Source organism: Polaromonas sp. CT11-55 (genome assembly GCF_047303325.1).
Lineage (GTDB): Bacteria > Pseudomonadota > Gammaproteobacteria > Burkholderiales > Burkholderiaceae_C > Polaromonas.
This window is the reverse complement of record NZ_JBKBEX010000006.1, coordinates 70697-86079: the sequence shown is the minus strand read 5'-3', so window position 1 is coordinate 86079 and position 15383 is coordinate 70697. Positions and strand designations below refer to the sequence as shown.

The following is a 15383-nucleotide window of genomic DNA, read 5'->3' as shown; positions in this document are numbered from 1 at the left end:
AGCCAATGGCGCCGGCATCACGCAACCACGGTGGAACGCGGTTTCACCCTGCCGGACAGGTTCTCCAGCATGTCGCGCACGGTCGCCGCAAGGTCGTATCTCGGAGCCCAACCCCAATCGCGCCGCGCGCAGCTGTCGTCGATCGAATCGGGCCACCCGCTGGCGATCGCCTGACGGAAATCGGGCTGGTACACGATCTCGAAATCCGGCAGGTGCTTCCGTATCTCCTGTGCGATCTCGCGAGGCGTGAAGCTCACACCGGCGAGGTTGTAGCTGCCGCGTTCGGTGATGGCCGAACTGGGGGCTTCCATCAACTCCAGAGTCCCGCGCACCGCATCGTCCATGTAGAGCATGGGCAGGGGTTCGTCCTCGGCCAGGAAGCAGGTGTAGCGTTCCCCTCTGAGGGCCGCGTGAAAGATGTCGATCGCATAGTCGGTCGTTCCGCCGCCGGGGCTCGCCTTGTAGGAAATGAGTCCCGGATAACGCAGGCCGCGAACATCCACGCCATGGTTCTCGAAGTACCAGCGGCACCAGCCCTCGCCGGCCAGCTTCGAAATGCCGTAGACCGTACTGGGCTCCATGACCGTCCGTTGAGGCGTGGCATCGGCGGGTGTCGTCGGACCGAAGGCAGCGATAGAGCTCGGCCAGAACACCTTGTCCAGCTTGTGTTGCCGCGCAACCTCCAGGACGTTCAACAGGCTGCCCATGTTGAGTTTCCACGCCCACTCCGGGGCGGTCTCGCCCGTCGCCGACAAGGCTGCCGCCAGATGGTAGATCTGGGTAATGCGATGCTTCTCAACCACCTGTTTGAGTTGGCCGTCGTCCGTGGCATCCAGCATCTCATACCGCAGATCGGCGTGTCGGCCCACTTCCAGACGGTCACTGCCCACCACGTTGTCCGCGCCGTAACGCTCCGCCAGAGCGGCCGTGAGCTCTGTGCCCAGCTGGCCGTTGGCGCCGATGACGAGAATGCGAGGTAATTCAGTCATGCGAGCACCCCCAGCTCTTTACCGGCCTGTGCGAAGGCGCTCAATGCAGCGTCAAGCTGGGCACGGGTGTGCTGTGCACTGATCTGGACGCGGATGCGGGCTTGGCCTTTGGGAACGACCGGGTAGAAGAATCCGGTCACGTAAACCCCGAGTTCCAGCAGCCGACGTGCTAATTTCTGGGACAACTCCGCGTCATGGAGCATCACCGGGATGATCGGGTGTTCGCCGGGTTTCAGCTCGAAACCGCGTGCCGCGAGTCCTGTGCGGAAGTGCCGCGTGTTGTCCTCCAGGCTGTCGCGCAGCTCCGTGCCGGCTTCCAGCAGGTCGAGCACCTTCAAGGTCGCGCCGACGATCACCGGCGCCAGGCTGTTCGAGAACAAATAGGGTCGCGAGCGCTGGCGCAGCAATTGAACGACTTCCGCTCGGGCGCTCGTGAACCCCCCGGATGCACCGCCAAGCGCCTTGCCGAGGGTGCCCGTGATGATGTCGACCTTGCCGAAGACACCTCGGTATTCGTGGGTGCCGCGCCCGCGCTTGCCGAGAAAGCCGGTGGCATGCGAGTCGTCAACGCCCAGCAAGGCCCCGAATTCGTCGCAGACGGCCCGGATTTCATCGAGGCGGGCGACGGTCCCGTCCATCGAGAAAACCCCGTCGGTGAACACCAACTTGTACCGGGCCCCGGCTTCATCCGCCGATTTCAGTTGTTCGCGCAAATGCATGAGGTCGTTGTGCCGGTAGCGATAACGCCTGGCCTTGCACAAACGAATGCCATCGATGATGGATGCGTGATTGAGTTCGTCGCTGATCACCGCATCGTCGGGCCCGAGCAATGTCTCGAACAGCCCGCCATTGGCATCAAATGCCGATCCGTACAGGATGGTGTCTTCCGTTCCGACAAACTGCGAGAGCCGCGCTTCGAGCGTTTTATGGACGTCCTGCGTGCCGCAGATGAAGCGGACGGAACTCAGGCCGAATCCGCGCGCAGCGAGCGCGGCGTGTGCGGCCGCTATGACCTCGGGGTGAGATGACAGGCCCAGATAGTTGTTCGCGCAAAGGTTGATCACTTCCCGCCCGTCGGCGGTTGCGATCCGGCTTCCTTGCGGGGACTGGATCGGGCGTTCGAGCTTGAGCAGGCCTGTGACCTGTATATCCTCGAGTTCGTCTCTCAAGGAAGCGTAGAAATCAGTGGTGGTTCTCATGATGGGTGGTCAAGGCCGAGGTTGGCCCAAAGTCCTTTCTGGAAGATAGAAAATTCCCGCGCCGGCGGCATCGCTTACGCGCTGGCGCAGAACACGCTCGAAGTGGCTGGGGTCATGAACCTTCAGGACGGCGGCTTCGCGGGGTATGTGGCAGTCCCAGAGCCGTGATATCCAGAAGCGCAAAGCCGCGGCCCGCTCAAGGGTCGGCAACAGACGCTGTTCTTCAGCCACGAGCGGACGCGCCGACTGGTAAGCGTTCAGGAATGCAGCCCTGCGCACGGCGTCGATGCGTCCGTTCCCCAGATCCACGCACCAGTCGTTGAGACAAACCCCAATGTCGAACAGAAAGGTGTCGCAACCCGCAAAATAAAAATCGAGGACACCGCTCAGGCAACCGCCCTGGAACATCACGTTGTCGCGAAACAGGTCGGCGTGTACCGGGCCGCGTGGCAGTGCGGCATAGCCAGAGGAGGCGGCGACCTTAGTCTGGAAGTCCAGTTCGTCCAGCAGCAGCTTGCACTGGTCCTTCCCCACGTATGGCAGCAGAGCCGGCACGGTTTCAGTCCACCACGGCAGGCCGCGCAGGTTGGGCTGGTGGCGTGCATAGTCTTTGCCGGCCAGGTGCATTCGCGCCAGCATGTCGCCCACTGCGCCGCAGTGCCGGGCATCGGGCGACAGTTCACACCTTCCTCGCAACCTTCCCACCACTGTCGCCGGCTTGCCTTTGAGACGGTGCAGGATGCGGCCTTCCGCGTCCGGCGCCGGTTTGGGCACTGGAAGGCCGCGCTTGGCCAGGTGCTGCATCAGGTGGAGGTAGAACGGCAGTTGTTCCCACGCCAGGCGCTCGAACAGCGTCAACACGTACTCGCCGCGATCCGTGTCCACGAAGTAGTTGGTGTTCTCTATGCCGCCACTGCAGACCGCCATGGCCCGCAGATCGCCGAGACCCACCCGCCGCAGGAAGGCGGCAGCCTCGTCGTAGGGCACTTCGGTGAAGACAGCCATGCTTCGATCAGGAAAGGTGTGCGGTGACGAAGGCCTTGACCTTCACCGCGTCGGCCGGGAGAACCGTCATGCGCTTTGGCAAGTCTTCGATACCCCGGAATCGCGCGGGCCGATCGGGCTCGTGACCCAAGGCTTCAACAATGGTTGCCGCGAACTTGATCGGCAGCGCCGTCTCCAGCACGATCATCGGCACACCGGGCTGCACGAAGTGGCGCGCTACTTTCAGGCCATCGGCCGTGTGGGTGTCTATCGTCACGCCAAAGCGCCGGTGCGTGTCGCGTATCGTCGCCAGGCGGTCGGCGTGTGTGCTCTTGCCGCTGAGGAAGCCGTAGCGCGCGCGGGCCTGCGCGAAGGCTAGGTCGGCACCCAGGTCGAAGCGGCCGTTCTTCGCAAGCGCTTCGCCGAACAGGCGCTTGACCGTTTCCGCATCGCGGCCCAGCAGGTCGAAAACAAAGCGCTCGAAGTTGCTGGCCTTGGAGATGTCCATCGACGGACTGGAGGTCTCGTAGGTGTCGGCGCCGCCGCGCACCCGATAAACGCCGGTGCGGAAGAACTCGTCCAGCACGTCGTTCTCGTTGGTGGCAAGCACCAGCTTGTCGATGGGCAGCCCCATCATGCGCGCCACATGGCCAGCGCAGATGTTGCCGAAGTTGCCCGACGGCACGGCGAAGCTGACTCGCTTTGTCCCCTCTGCCTCCGGGAGAGGGTTAGGGTGAGGGCTCGTGGCATGGAAATACCCCGCGAAGTAGTAGACCACCTGCGCCATGAGGCGCGCCCAGTTGATCGAGTTGACGGTGCCGATCTTGTATTTACGCTTGAACTCGAGGTCGTTGGACACGGCCTTGACGATGTCCTGGCAGTCGTCGAACACGCCCTCGATGGCGATGTTGTGGATGTTGGCGTCCTGCAGGCTGAACATCTGCGCCTGCTGGAAGGGGCTCATGCGGCCGTACGGCGAAGTCATGAAGACGCGCACCCCCTTCTTGCCTCGCATGGCGTACTCTGCGGCGCTACCGGTGTCACCGCTGGTAGCGCCCAGAATGTTGAGCTCCTGGCCGCGTCGGCCCAGCTCATACTCAAACAGGTTTCCCAGCAATTGCATGGCCATGTCTTTGAAGGCCAGCGTTGGGCCATTGGAAAGGGCTTGCAGGTACACGCCCTCCTCCAGCTGCTTGAGCGGAACGATCTCCTTTGTTCCGAAGACCTCTTCGGTGTAGGTCTTGCGGCAGATTGCGCGCAGGTCCCCGGCCGGGATGTCGTCGATGTAGAGCGAAAGGACTTCAAAGGCAAGGTCCGCATACGGCAGGCCGCGCCACCTGGACAGTTGCTCAGGTGTGACCTGTGGGTATTGCTCCGGCAGGTACAAACCTCCGTCGGGCGCCAGGCCCTCCAGCAGGATTTCACAAAAGTGTTTGCGGTCGGGGTGGCCGCGAGTGGATAAATAGAGCATCGTAGGTCTCGTTGCTTGAAGTAGGTACCGTTCAGCGCAGTGCCATTTGCGCGACGGCTGTGAACCAACGCACGCCGCAGGCCAGAACGTCGTCGTTGAAGTCGTACGCGGGGTGGTGCAGCGGGGCGGCATGGTTCGCGCCCCGCTGGCCGAGCCACAGGTAGGCCCCGGGCCGCTGCTGGAGCATGAATGCAAAGTCTTCGGACGTGAAAGCCGGCGTCTCCGCCACCTGAGCTTCCAGGCCGACGCTGCGCGCTGCCTCCAGTGCGAGTTGCGCCTGCTCAGGGCTGTTGATCGTCGCGGGGTAGTAGCGCGTGTACTCGACCTCTATCGCGGTACCGCTTGCGCGCGCGACACCCGCCGCGACGTCGCGAACCGCCTGCTCGATCGTGTCCTGCACGGAGGAGTCGAAACTGCGCACGGTGCCGGTCAGCTCCACGGCCGCCGGCAGGACGTTGTGGGATTGACCCCCGCTGATACGCGTCACCGACAAGACGGCGTTCTGCGTAGGAGGAATTCGCCGCGACACGATAGTATGCATCTGTGCAACGAGCTGGCTCGCGGCAAGCACGACATCGGGTGTCCGATGCGGCTGCGCCGCGTGGCCGCCCTGGCCACGCACGACGATGTCGAAGCGATCCGCCGCGGCCATGATGGGCCCCGGCCTTGTGGCTACCGTGCCCGCGGGCAGGTCGGGCCAGTTGTGCAGGGCGAACACGGATTCGCACGGAAAGCGATCAAACAAACCTTGCCTCACCATCTCGCGTGCGCCTGCGCGCCCCTCTTCGGCGGGCTGGAAGATAAAGGCAATGCTGCCATCGAAGCTCCCGGCCCGCGCCAACTGCCGAGCCGCTCCCAGCAGCATGGCCGTATGGCCGTCGTGGCCGCAGCCGTGGTGGACGCCGGGGTGGCGGCTGACGTAAGGGCGCCTAGTGTCCTCCCGCATGGGAAGCGCGTCCATGTCGGCGCGCAAGCCCACCATGCGCGTCGAATCGCCCTTGCGCAGAACCCCCACCACGCCGGTCCCGCCGATTCCCTCGTGCACTTCCAGGCCGCAATCGCGCAGCGCGGCGGCGACCACGCCGGCAGTGCGGCGCTCTTCGAACGCCAGCTCGGGGTGCGCGTGCAGGTCACGCCGCAGCGCGATCAGGGCCGGCAGCAGGTCTTCGATATCGTTGGCCATGATTTTCAATACCCCCGCGAACGGTCAACCAGCCCGATCAAGGGCTCGCCCGCCTCGTGCCGGCGGATGTTGGCCAGCACCTGGTCCACGGCCGTCTCCGGCTGCGTCATGCTCGCGATGTGCGGCGTGAGCAGGATCTTCGGGTGTGACCAGAAGGGGTGGCCCACCGGCAGCGGCTCCGGATCGGTGACATCAACAACCGCGCCCGACAGCCAGCCCGTCTCCAGCGCATCGAGCAGCGCGGGGTGGTCTAGGTGCGCCCCGCGGCCGACATGCACCAGCGACGCGCCGCGCGGTAGATGCTGAAACAGGGTCGAGTCGAGAATGCCGCGCGTCTCCTGGGTAAGCGGCAGCAGGCACACGAGGATGTCGGTGGCGGCCAGCATTGCAGGCAGTTCCTCCTGGCCCGCGTAGCAGGCTACGCCGTCAATCTGGCGGCGCGTCCGGCTCCAGCCGGCGAGCTGGAAGCCGAGTGTGCGCAGCTGGCCCAGCACAGCGCATCCGAGCACGCCCAGGCCGAGGACGCTCACACGCCGCTTCGATGCGGGATAGACGCGGTGCGCGGCCCAAAGGCCCTCGCGCTGCTGCCGGATGTAGGCCGGCAGGTCGCGGTGAAGCGCGAGGACCGCCATCGTGGCGTACTCCACCATGCCCGCGACGACGCCGGGCTCCGCCATGCGCACCACCGGCAGTTCCGGCGGCAGCGCGGCAAGGTCAAACTGGTCGATCCCCGCGCCCGTGGAGAAGAAAAGCTCCAGCTTGGGAAACTGCCGCGCGATGTCCGGCGGCGACACCCACGCGGCAAGATAGCGCACGCGGTCCGCCTGCCCGATGTCGGGCCAGATACGAAACGAGATGCAGGGCGCCTTGGCGGCGAACAGGCGTGCCCATTCCGCCCCGCGGACGGGGTCTGCCTTGTACAGGAAGGACATACCGATTACCGGTAGACGACCCAGATCTTGCGGGTCGTTTCAATGCAGCGCCACACGCCGGTGAAGTCGGGCTTCATCACGAACGCGTCGCCGGCCCGTACCTTCACCGGCGGCTTTCCGTCTTCCGTGATTTCGGACACGCCCGACAGAATGGAACAGAACTCCCAGGTGCCGCCCTTGATGGACCGGTAGGTGCCCGGCGTCGTCTCCCAGACGCCGGCGCGCACTTTTTCGTCAGGCGACTGGTCAACGTCCCAGTTCTTGAATTTGGCGTTGCCTTCGATGACGCGTTCCGGAAGCGGACCGCCATCGCGGGCGGTACCCAGGTTGTCATATTTGAAGAAAGTGAGATTGCTCATGAGAAAGGGTCCTTTTGAATAAAAATCAGGAGAGTCGGGTCGCGGCCGGGAGTCGTCAGAAAGCACCGACGGTGACCTTCGAGCCGTCGGTAAAGCGCGAGAAGCGGAAGGGCGTCGGATCGACAGGCGGCTGATCGCCTGTGACCAGGCTCGCGGCCAGCAGCCCCGAGGCTGGACCGGTGCCGAAACCATGGCCGCTGAACCCGGCTGCGAGTACGAAGCCCTTGATGGCATCGACCGGCGAAATGACCGGCACGCCGTCCGGCGTGCTGTCGATGTAGGAAGCCCAGGCCTGGTCCACCGCCACGTCTTTCAAGGCGGGGTAGAGGTTCTGGAAGCAGCCGAGCAGGTTGCGGATCGCCCGCGGATCCGGCGCGGGATCGAGGACGCGGATCTGCTCGAACGGTGACACCTCGTCGAAGCGCCAGCTGCCCAGCGCTTCAGGGCCGCGGAAGAAGGAGCGGCCAATGCCGAACTCCACGGCCTTGATGCGCTTCATGAACATCGGCATGAATTCGCGCGCGTAGCGCAGCCCCTGCGGCGTGATTTCGAGCTTCGCCTTGCCGCTGATCGCCAGGTTGTAGCCGCCTCCCAGGCGGCGCGTCAGCGAGCACTCCGGCGCGGAGATCGCCGCCGGCAGGCCCTCGATGGGACGGGTGCGCAGGACGCTCGCGCGCACGCTCGCCTGCGGTAAGGAGATGCCGTGCCGGCGGCAGAAGGCGGACGCCCAGGCGCCACCGGAACACACGACGGCACTGGTCTTGATCAGGCCGCGTTCCGTGATCACGCCAGTCACCGCGCCATGGGTGATGTCCAGGCCGCGGGCCGCGCAATCCTGGTGGACGGTAACGCCAAGCGCCCGTGCGCCTTCGGCAATGCCCGGAGCGGCAAGGGCGGGCTCCGCCGTGCCGTCGTCCATCGAATGCACGCCTCCCAGCCACTGGCGGGTACCGCTGCCTTTCATCACGCTCGCAGCTTCCGCCGCGTCGAGCATGCGGGTGCGGACGCCGCCAGGCCGTCCGACCTGCTGGCCCCACGCCTCCCAGGTGGAGAGTTGCTGCGGCTTGTCGGTGGCGTAGTACAGGCCGCAGCGGCGAAAACCAAGGTCCCGCCCGATGTCGCGCGAGAGTTCCTCCCAGAGGCGCAGCGCCAGCGTTGCGAGCGGCAGGTCGCGCGCGTCGCGGTTCTGCTGGCGGCACCAGCCCCAGTTGCGGCTGGACTGCTCCCCGCCGACGTAACCCTTTTCGAGAAGCGCGACCGAAAGGCCGCGCCTGGCCAGGAAATACGCTGTGGAAACGCCGACAATGCCGCCGCCGATCACCACAGCGTCGGCTCGTTCGGGCAGCTTGTCGTCGCTGTGTATGCGAAGAATGGGTGGAGACATGAAACTGCTTTCTAAGGTGCTGACTTCTCGGCCGCTGTCAGGCGAGCTGATGAAGCAGCTCGGCAAGCACATCAACTTCCGAGTGCGTCGTTGACCACGAGGTAACGAAACGAACCGGAAGTTCGTCATCGGACATGTTGATTGACTGGGGTACGCTGCGGCGGTACCAGCCGCTGCAGCCAACGCCACCAGCCTTGAGTCCGGCCAGGAGATCCCGCTTCATGACCACGAACACTTCGTTCGCTTCCACAGGCCACGTCGGCTTGATTTCGTTATGGGTTTTGAGGGTTGCCCAGAGGTATTGAGCCGTCTGGTTTGCGTTTCTCGCCATCTCGATCCAGTGATCGTCCTGGAGCCACGAAACAAACTGCGCGCCAAAGAGGCGCCCTTTCGAGACCAGCTGGCCGGCCCGCTTACGGCGCAACTCGAAGTCTCTCGCCAATGCGTCATTGAAAACAATCACCGCCTCCGCCGCGAGCGCACCGTTCTTGGATGCCCCCAGGGAAAGTACATCGATACCCGCCTTCCACGTGATATCAGCCGGCTCGCACGCCAGGGTTGCAACCGCATTGGCGAATCGCGCGCCATCCATGTGAACGTGGATGCCTCGCTGATGTGCAGCATCTGCGAGTTGCGCCAGCTCTGCCTGGCTGTAGACGAGTCCGTTTTCAGTCGCCTGGCTGACACTGAGCGCCGACACCCTCACGTTGTGGGGTCGCTGGGCGGGCATTGTGTCGAGACTGGCGTGCAGGTCTTTGGCGGTGATCTTCCCGCTATCGGTTTCCAGGGGTAGCAAACGCGCCCCTCCGGTAAAGAATTCCGGAGCGCTGAGCTCGTCTATCGCGATATGAGCCTGGCGATGGCAAAGAATTGCGTCCCAAGGGTTCGCCACAGCGGAGAGGGCCAGACAATTTGCCGCGGTACCCGTCGCGACAAAAAAGGCTCGAACGTCCCGGCCGAATACCTGGCCGAGCGCACTCTCCGCGCGCCGGGTCCAATCGTCGGTTCCGTACGAGGAGGCGCTACCGGAGCAGGCACTCACAAGGGATTCAAGAATCCTCGGCGAAACGCCAGATTGATTGTCGCTATCAAAATTCATCACACTCTCTCTGGGAATACGATTCGGATGGGTACGCACAACGGACAACGAATGCACTGCGGCGTAACGAAATCCGGGGGTTTTCGCCGGCCGCTTCCGCAAACTTGTTCATTGACTCCTTAGATGTCATCCCGGATGCAGGCCTTCGCGTGATTGCGCTCAACGAGCCGCAGTTCGGGCACGGCATTGGCGCACGCCGACTGGGCATGTGGGCAGCGCGTACGGAACGCGCAGCCCGAGGGGGGCGCCAGCGGGCTGGGGATGTCGCCCTTGAGCAATTCGCGCGGGCGCCGTTGCCGCGGATCGAGATTCGGCACGGCGGCCATCAGGGCGCGCGTGTAAGGGTGCCGCGGGTTTTTCAGCAACGATTCGGCGTCGGCGATCTCCACGAGGCGGCCCAGGTACATCACCGCGATGCGGTCCGAAATATGGCCCACCACCGCGAGGTCGTGGCTGATGAACAGCATCGTGAGGCCAAGCCTCTGCTTGAGCTCGAGCAGCAGGTTGATCACCTGGGCCTGCACGGACACGTCGAGGGAAGACACCGGTTCGTCGGCCACCAGCAGTTGCGGATCGGTCATGAGCGCGCGGGCGATGCCGACCCGTTGGCGCTGCCCACCCGAGAACTCGTGCGGATAGCGCGAACGGTGCGCCGGGTTCAGCCCGACCGTCTTCAGCACGGCATCGATGCGGTCCCGGCGCTCCTGCAAGGTCAGCTCGGGCATGTGGATTTCCAGCGGCGCCGAGAGCAGTTCCTCGACCGTGTGTTTCGGGTTCAGGGACGAGTACGGGTCCTGGAACACCATCTGCATCGCGCGCCGCAGCGGCCGCATCTGGCGCCGCGTGAGGCCCACCAGGGGTTCCCCGTCGAAGTGAACCTCTCCAGCAGTAGGCGGGTCCAGGTTCAGGATGGCGCGGCCGACCGTACTTTTGCCCGAGCCGCTTTCGCCCACCAGGCTCAGGACCTCGCCCCGGCGAATCTCGAAACTGACGCCGTCGACCGCCTTGACGTTCTGCGCCGGCTTGCCGAGCCAGCCGCCACCCAGCGGGTACCACTTGCGCAGTCCCTCGACTTGCAGCAGGGGAGGAGTAAGGGGAGTCAGTGGAGTAAGGGTTTTTTGCTGCATCACGCGGCTCCTTCAATTTCCGGCCAACGGACACATCGCACCAGATGGCCCGGCTGTGCGCTTTCCAGGACCGGCACCGCGGCATCGCAACGGCCCGGCTCGAAATGGCCGCAGCGCGGCCCGAAAGTGCAGCCGGGCGGGTGCGCGGCCGGATCCGGCACATTGCCCGGGATCGCGAACAGCGGGGTTTTTCGCGCACGGCTCGAATGCAGCCGCGGCACCGAATGGATCAGGCCGCGGCTGTAGGGATGCCGCGGCTGCGTGAACAGCTCCACAACATCGGCCTGCTCGACGATGCGGCCCGCATACATCACCATCACACGGTCGGCAATCTCGGCGACGGTGCCGAGGTTGTGCGTGATGTAGATCATGGCCATTCGGGTCTGGGACTGCAGCTTTTCCAGCAACTCGAGGATTTGCGCCTGAATGGTCACGTCGAGCGCGGTGGTCGGCTCGTCCGCGATCAGCAGCGAAGGCTCACACGCAATCGCCATGGCGATCATCACGCGCTGCCGCATGCCGCCGGAGAGCTCGTGCGGGTAGTTCGTCAGGCGGCGTTTCGGGTCCGAGATGCCGACCTGGTTCAAGAGTTCGGCGGCACGGTCCGTGGCGGCGCGCGCGCTCATCCCGAGGTGGATCCGCAAACTCTCACAGATCTGCGCGCCGACGGTGTGCACCGGATTCAGCGAGGTCATCGGTTCCTGGAAAATCACCGAGGCGACGCCTCCCCGCACTCGCCGCATCACGCGCTCGGGCGTTCCGACCAGTTCATACGCGTTGCCATCGCGAGCCGTCAGGCGCGCGGAACCGGTGATGCTGCAGTACGGCGCGGACGGCGTGAGGCCGAGCAGGCCCAGGCAGGTCACGCTCTTGCCGGAACTGGTTTCCCCTACCAGGGCCAGCGTCTCGCCGCGGCGCACCGAGAAGCTGACGTCGCGCACGGCATGCACCGTTCCGGCTGCCGTGCGGAAGGCGACGTTCAGGTCGCGTACATCCAGGACGTTCTCCGCTTGCGCGCCGGCCTGGACAGCAGGGGTGTGGATGGGTTCGTAAAGATTCATGTCCATCACCTCAACGATCCAGTTTGGCGTCCAGCGCATCGCGCAGGCCGTCACCAATGAAATTGAAGCTCGTGACCGTAAGCGTGATGGCCAGGCCCGGCACGATGGCGAGCCAGGGCGCGTTGGTCAGGTAGCTCTGCGCGTTCTCCAGCATGTTTCCCCAGCTCGGCGTCGGCGGCTGGATGCCGAAGCCCAGGAAGCTGATGTAGGACTCGGCCAGGATGGCGTGGGCGATGTTCAGCGTGGCCGCGACCACGATGGGCGCGACGGCATTGGGCAAAAGTTCACGGAACATGATGCGGCTGTCGCTCGCGCCTAACGATTCCGCGGCCAGCGCGAAATCGCGTTCGCGCAGCGACCGGATCTGCCCCTCCACCACGCGCGCTACCTCCATCCAGCTCGCCAGGGCGATCAGCACCACGATGGAGGCGACCGAAGGCTCGATCAGGGCCGCGACCGCCAGCAGCAGAAAGATGGTCGGGAAGCAAAGCATGGCATCCACGAATCGCATCAGCGCAGCGCCAATCGCACCGCGGTAAAAGCCCGCCACCAGACCGACCAGCACGCCCACCACCACCGACAGCGCGGTGGCGGCAAAGCCGACTGACAGGGAGATGCGGCCGGCATACATCAGGCGGGCCAGAATGTCTCGGCCCAGCGGGTCGGTTCCAAGCACATGTGCGCCCACAAACGGTTCCGTCAGCCGTGCCCGGATATCGGTGTCGGTGGCATTGAACGGGATCAGCCAAGGGCCCGCGAAGCTGGCGAGCGTCATGAACAGCACGATGCCCAGGCCCAGAAGGGCCGGCCTGTGGCGCAGGAAGCGGCTCAGCGCCGGGTAGCGCCCGGCGAGCGCCCGGCGTGGCGGCGCCAGCGAAGCGGTGTGGGCGATGCTCATTTCGATGCTCCTTTGATGCGCGGATCCGCGACAGAGTAGAGAAGGTCCGCGATCAGGCTGCCCAGGAGAACCATACAGGCCGTGAACATCAGCATTCCCATCACCACGGGGTAGTCGCGGTTGCTGACGCTGTCGAGGAACAGCCGGCCCATGCCCGGCCAGGTGAAGACGGTTTCCGTCACCAGCGCGCCGCTCAGCAGCGTCGATACGTGCAAGCCCGTGATCGTGATCATGGGCAGCAAGGCGTTGCGCAGCGCATGATGAAACAGTATCCGCATAGCCGGCACGCCCTTTGACCTGGCGGTACGGATGTAGTCCTGGTTCACCACGTCAAGCATCGAAGAGCGCATGTAGCGGCTCCACACTGCGGTGGAGACGAGCGCCAGCACGATGCAGGGAAGCACCAGGTGCCTCAGCCGGTCAAGGAAGGAGCCGTCACCGATGTTTTCGCGGTTGCCCGCCGGCAGCCAGCCGAGGTTCACCGAGAACACATAGATGATGGCCAGCCCGAACCAGAACGTGGGGATGGACAAGGCGACCATCGCCCCTACCGTTGCCAGGTGATCGAAGAACGAATGGCGGCGCACCGCCCCCAGGATGCCGATCAGGCCGCCGATGAACATCGCCAGCAAAGTCGAGGTCACCATGAGTTCCAGCGTCGGCCCGACGTGCATGCCGATCTTTTTCAACACCGGCAGCTGGTCCCGGTACGAGAGGCCCCAGTCACCGGTGGCGAGGTTCCCAGCCCAGTCCAGGTACTGGATCGGCAAGGGGCGGTTCAGCCCGTACTGCTGCATCAGCCGATCAACATCTTCCTGCCCCATACTGCCGGTGGCGAGGAATTGCGACAGCGGCCCCCCCGGCGCGAGATGCAGGATCGCGAAGGCGATCATGGAGACCAGCGCAAGCAACAGCAGCGACTGCAGCAAACGGCGTAAGAGGTAGGACCCCATGATGCGTCAAGCCGTCCAGCGCCAGTTGGCCGTGTTCCAACTGTTCGCCCGCGCATTCACATTGTTCAGGTAGCCGTCCAATCCGGCCTTCGTCCCCTCGATGTTCACCTCGTTGAAGAGCGGCAGGAACGGCAGGTCGTCGTTGATCAATTCCTGGACTTTGGCGTAGATTTCCTTGCGTTTGCCAATGTTGTATTCCTGGCGAGCCCGGGCTAGCAGCGCATCCACGCCGACGTTCTTGTACCGGGCCACGTTCGCGCCCGATCCGGTCTCCCTCGGAATGCTGCCGGAGCCGAAGCGGTTCGTGACGTCTGGGTCGGAGGCGATGGTGTAAGTTGTCGCGGTCATGAGGCTGTCGAATTCGGAGTTCTTCCAGAAATCGGCCCAGAGCACCGCCGCCACCAGGTTCTTGATCAGCATTTCCACGCCGATCTTCTTGAAATCATCCGCAATGAGCTGTTGGGTCTGCGCGCGCAGCTGGTTGCCGGTGGTCGTCGAATTGGTGAAGGACAGCCGCACGCCGTTCTTGACGCGAATGCCGTCCGGCCCCTTCACCCACCCCGCCTGGTCCAGCATCGCGGCGGCCTTCTTCAGGTCGTACTCGGGTTTTGGCAGGTTGGGGTTGGCGGCCCAGTGCGTCGGGGGCAGGAAGTTGTTTGCCGGCTTGGGTACGCCGTAATAGACGAGGTTGCAGATCGACTGCCGGTCGATCGCAATGTTCAAGGCCTTGCGCACCGCCTTTTCCGCGAGAACCGGATGCGCGAGATTGAGCGTCAGGTTCTCCACCCCGGCGCGGGTCGCGACCTGGACGCGGCGCCCGCCCAGAGCGATCGCTTCCTTGTAGAAGTTGGCGGGGATGCCCTGCAACCCGATGTAGTCGATCTCCCCGGTCTTGAACTGCGTATACATCGCGTTCAGGTCCGGTACGTATTTGAAGATGAGCCGATTCAGGGACGGACCCTTGCCAAAGTAGTCGGGATTGGCTTCGAGGAGTACGTGGTCGCCGGTCTTGCGGCTGACGAAGCGGAACGGCCCCGTGCCGATGGGCGCGGCGGCGAACTGCGGGGAGTTCGGGTCCGGGTTCTTCGAAAGGATGTGCTCGGGGACGATAAAGGCCCAGCTCAGCATGGAAGTCAGCGGCGAGTACGGCTCCTTCAGCTTCCAGGTGACAACGTTGTCGCCTTCGACGGCCACTGACGTGATGAGATTGAAGCCGTTGCGGTTGGCAGCGCGAAAGCCCGGGTTCTTCACCAGGTTTATCGTGTATCGGATGTCCTCGGCCGTCATCGGCTTGCCGTCATGCCACTTCACGTCGCGCCGCAGCTCGACGCGCCAGGTCAGGCCGTCGGCCGAGATGCCGCCGTTCTCCACGGTGGGAACCGTCTTTGCCAGCACCGGAACGAACTTCCCCTCCGCGTCGAGCATCCACAGCGGACTGAAGAGGTTCCACCAGACGCCCTGGTCTACCTCGCTGGCGGCCATCAGCGGATGCAGGACGGTCACTTCCTGCGAGAAGCCGAGGATGGCCTGGCCGGTCGGCTTCGCGGACGGCGCGGCGTGGGCACCCGCCGCCAGTCCCAGGGAACCGAAGGCAAAGGAGGCTGCCCCGGCAAATAGGGCGTCGCGACGGGTCAGGCCGTCTGCCAGGGTTTTATCGAGCGTGCCGGTCTTGATCGTTCCTGCACCTTGGTGTTCGCTGTTGCGCTTGTTCATGGTTGTCTCCAATTGAGGGTTGCGGGTTGAG

The 15383-nt window shown here is 64.3% G+C and carries 14 protein-coding genes; all 14 read right to left on the bottom strand.

Annotation, left to right across the window (positions count from 1 at the left end; genetic code table 11):
• Positions 1-17: 17 nt before the first annotated feature.
• On the bottom strand, positions 18-989 hold the full coding sequence (locus tag ACEN8I_RS08390; protein ID WP_413327887.1) for an NAD-dependent epimerase/dehydratase family protein: 972 nt from the start codon (positions 987-989) through the stop codon (positions 18-20).
• On the bottom strand, positions 986-2188 hold the full coding sequence (gene kbl, locus ACEN8I_RS08385; protein WP_413327886.1) for a glycine C-acetyltransferase: 1203 nt from the start codon (positions 2186-2188) through the stop codon (positions 986-988). Before kbl ends, ACEN8I_RS08390 begins: the two co-directional genes overlap by 4 nt.
• 9 nt (positions 2189-2197) lie before the next feature.
• Positions 2198-3193, bottom strand: a complete 996-nt coding sequence (locus ACEN8I_RS08380) for a homoserine kinase (protein WP_413327884.1) — start codon at positions 3191-3193, stop codon at positions 2198-2200.
• A gap of 7 nt (positions 3194-3200) precedes the next feature.
• Positions 3201-4643, bottom strand: a complete 1443-nt coding sequence (thrC, locus tag ACEN8I_RS08375) for a threonine synthase (protein ID WP_413327883.1) — start codon at positions 4641-4643, stop codon at positions 3201-3203.
• A 31-nt stretch (positions 4644-4674) separates the two neighbouring features.
• Entirely contained in the window at positions 4675-5826 is a 1152-nt protein-coding gene (locus ACEN8I_RS08370; RefSeq protein ID WP_413327882.1) for a M20 aminoacylase family protein, read from the bottom strand.
• A 5-nt stretch (positions 5827-5831) separates the two neighbouring features.
• Positions 5832-6758: a 2-hydroxyacid dehydrogenase gene (locus tag ACEN8I_RS08365; protein WP_413327881.1), complete on the bottom strand. Its 927-nt coding sequence runs from the start codon at positions 6756-6758 to the stop codon at positions 5832-5834.
• Positions 6759-6763: 5 nt separating this feature from the next.
• Positions 6764-7117, bottom strand: a complete 354-nt coding sequence (locus ACEN8I_RS08360; protein WP_413327880.1) for a cupin domain-containing protein — start codon at positions 7115-7117, stop codon at positions 6764-6766.
• A gap of 55 nt (positions 7118-7172) precedes the next feature.
• Positions 7173-8501: an NAD(P)/FAD-dependent oxidoreductase gene (locus tag ACEN8I_RS08355; RefSeq protein WP_413327879.1), complete on the bottom strand. Its 1329-nt coding sequence runs from the start codon at positions 8499-8501 to the stop codon at positions 7173-7175.
• Between the two features lie 37 nt (positions 8502-8538).
• The gene (locus ACEN8I_RS08350; protein ID WP_413327877.1) at positions 8539-9600 is read right to left on the bottom strand and encodes a threonine aldolase family protein; all 1062 of its coding nucleotides are present in this window, start codon (positions 9598-9600) and stop codon (positions 8539-8541) included.
• 119 nt (positions 9601-9719) lie between these two features.
• Positions 9720-10727, bottom strand: coding sequence for an ABC transporter ATP-binding protein (locus ACEN8I_RS08345; protein WP_413327876.1), 1008 nt, complete (start codon positions 10725-10727; stop codon positions 9720-9722).
• Entirely contained in the window at positions 10727-11788 is a 1062-nt protein-coding gene (locus ACEN8I_RS08340) for an ABC transporter ATP-binding protein (protein WP_413327875.1), read from the bottom strand. Before ACEN8I_RS08340 ends, ACEN8I_RS08345 begins: the two co-directional genes overlap by 1 nt.
• 10 nt (positions 11789-11798) lie before the next feature.
• The gene (locus ACEN8I_RS08335) at positions 11799-12686 is read right to left on the bottom strand and encodes an ABC transporter permease (RefSeq protein WP_413327874.1); all 888 of its coding nucleotides are present in this window, start codon (positions 12684-12686) and stop codon (positions 11799-11801) included.
• Entirely contained in the window at positions 12683-13639 is a 957-nt protein-coding gene (locus ACEN8I_RS08330) for an ABC transporter permease (RefSeq protein ID WP_413327873.1), read from the bottom strand. Before ACEN8I_RS08330 ends, ACEN8I_RS08335 begins: the two co-directional genes overlap by 4 nt.
• Positions 13640-13645: 6 nt before the next feature.
• Entirely contained in the window at positions 13646-15352 is a 1707-nt protein-coding gene (locus ACEN8I_RS08325) for a peptide ABC transporter substrate-binding protein (RefSeq protein ID WP_413327870.1), read from the bottom strand.
• Between the last annotated feature and the right edge of the window lie 31 nt (positions 15353-15383).

What these genes read in the sequence shown, in the direction of transcription:
- ACEN8I_RS08390 (WP_413327887.1), bottom strand. Translation starts at nt 989, where the DNA reads ATGACTGAATTACCTCGCATTCTCGTCATCGGCGCCAACGGCCAGCTG.
- kbl (WP_413327886.1), bottom strand. Translation starts at nt 2,188, where the DNA reads ATGAGAACCACCACTGATTTCTACGCTTCCTTGAGAGACGAACTCGAG.
- ACEN8I_RS08380 (WP_413327884.1), bottom strand. Translation starts at nt 3,193, where the DNA reads ATGGCTGTCTTCACCGAAGTGCCCTACGACGAGGCTGCCGCCTTCCTG.
- thrC (WP_413327883.1), bottom strand. Translation starts at nt 4,643, where the DNA reads ATGCTCTATTTATCCACTCGCGGCCACCCCGACCGCAAACACTTTTGT.
- ACEN8I_RS08370 (WP_413327882.1), bottom strand. Translation starts at nt 5,826, where the DNA reads ATGGCCAACGATATCGAAGACCTGCTGCCGGCCCTGATCGCGCTGCGG.
- ACEN8I_RS08365 (WP_413327881.1), bottom strand. Translation starts at nt 6,758, where the DNA reads ATGTCCTTCCTGTACAAGGCAGACCCCGTCCGCGGGGCGGAATGGGCA.
- ACEN8I_RS08360 (WP_413327880.1), bottom strand. Translation starts at nt 7,117, where the DNA reads ATGAGCAATCTCACTTTCTTCAAATATGACAACCTGGGTACCGCCCGC.
- ACEN8I_RS08355 (WP_413327879.1), bottom strand. Translation starts at nt 8,501, where the DNA reads ATGTCTCCACCCATTCTTCGCATACACAGCGACGACAAGCTGCCCGAA.
- ACEN8I_RS08350 (WP_413327877.1), bottom strand. Translation starts at nt 9,600, where the DNA reads ATGAATTTTGATAGCGACAATCAATCTGGCGTTTCGCCGAGGATTCTT.
- ACEN8I_RS08345 (WP_413327876.1), bottom strand. Translation starts at nt 10,727, where the DNA reads ATGCAGCAAAAAACCCTTACTCCACTGACTCCCCTTACTCCTCCCCTG.
- ACEN8I_RS08340 (WP_413327875.1), bottom strand. Translation starts at nt 11,788, where the DNA reads ATGAATCTTTACGAACCCATCCACACCCCTGCTGTCCAGGCCGGCGCG.
- ACEN8I_RS08335 (WP_413327874.1), bottom strand. Translation starts at nt 12,686, where the DNA reads ATGAGCATCGCCCACACCGCTTCGCTGGCGCCGCCACGCCGGGCGCTC.
- ACEN8I_RS08330 (WP_413327873.1), bottom strand. Translation starts at nt 13,639, where the DNA reads ATGGGGTCCTACCTCTTACGCCGTTTGCTGCAGTCGCTGCTGTTGCTT.
- ACEN8I_RS08325 (WP_413327870.1), bottom strand. Translation starts at nt 15,352, where the DNA reads ATGAACAAGCGCAACAGCGAACACCAAGGTGCAGGAACGATCAAGACC.